We start from the raw sequence: 750 nt of genomic DNA, 5'->3' as shown, positions 1-750 counted from the left end.
CTGAATACGACAACGTGACCGATGACGAAGCGCTAGAAGCGTTCCAATTGATTGCACGTAAAGAAGGTATAATTGCAGCGCTAGAGTCATCTCATGCTTTGGCTCATGCTGTTAAAATGGCTCACGACGACCCAGAGAAAGAACAGCTATTAGTCGTTAACTTATCTGGTCGCGGTGACAAAGACATTTTCTCTGTACACGACATTCTTAAAGAGAAAGGAGCATTATAATGGATCGCTATCAATCACTCTTCACTCGCTTAGCTGAAAAGAATCAGGGCGCATTTGTACCATTCGTAACGGTTGGCGATCCTAACCCTGAGCAATCACTTAAGATCATGGAAACCTTGGTTGAAGCGGGTGCAGATGCACTTGAGCTTGGTATTCCATTCTCTGATCCGCTTGCAGATGGCCCAACAATCCAAGGCGCAAACATTCGTGCTTTAGATTCTAAAGTAACGCCAGATGTGTGCTTCGATCTTATCGGTCAAATTCGCGCTAAATACCCAGAGCTACCAATCGGCCTACTGATGTACGCAAACTTGGTTTACGCACGTGGTATAGAAAATTTTTACGAACGCTGCGCAAAAGCAGGTATCGATTCAGTATTGATTGCTGATGTACCAACTAACGAGAGTGGCGAGTTTGTTGCTGCAGCTAAAAAGTTTGGCGTTCATCCAATCTTTATTGCTCCACCGACAGCAAGCGATGAAACTCTTCAATCAGTTTCTGAGCTAGGTGGTGGTTACAC

The 750-nt window shown here is 44.8% G+C and carries 1 protein-coding gene and 1 pseudogene; both read left to right on the top strand.

Translation table 11 applies throughout. The annotated features are described in order from the left end of the window. Nucleotides 1-230: pseudogene (locus tag AB4653_RS28030) on the top strand (tryptophan synthase subunit beta); the annotation flags it as partial. Next, nucleotides 230-750, top strand: a 521-nt coding sequence (trpA, locus tag AB4653_RS28025) for a tryptophan synthase subunit alpha (RefSeq protein ID WP_372105897.1), incomplete at its 3' end; no start/stop codon positions are given. The pseudogene AB4653_RS28030 and the gene trpA, both read left to right, overlap by 1 nt.

Source organism: Vibrio sp. 10N.222.48.A3, from assembly GCF_041475345.1.
In the GTDB taxonomy this organism is placed as follows: Bacteria; Pseudomonadota; Gammaproteobacteria; order Enterobacterales; family Vibrionaceae; genus Vibrio; species Vibrio tasmaniensis_A.
The sequence above is the reverse complement of the archived record's forward strand: the minus strand, read 5'-3'. Positions and strand labels throughout refer to the sequence as shown.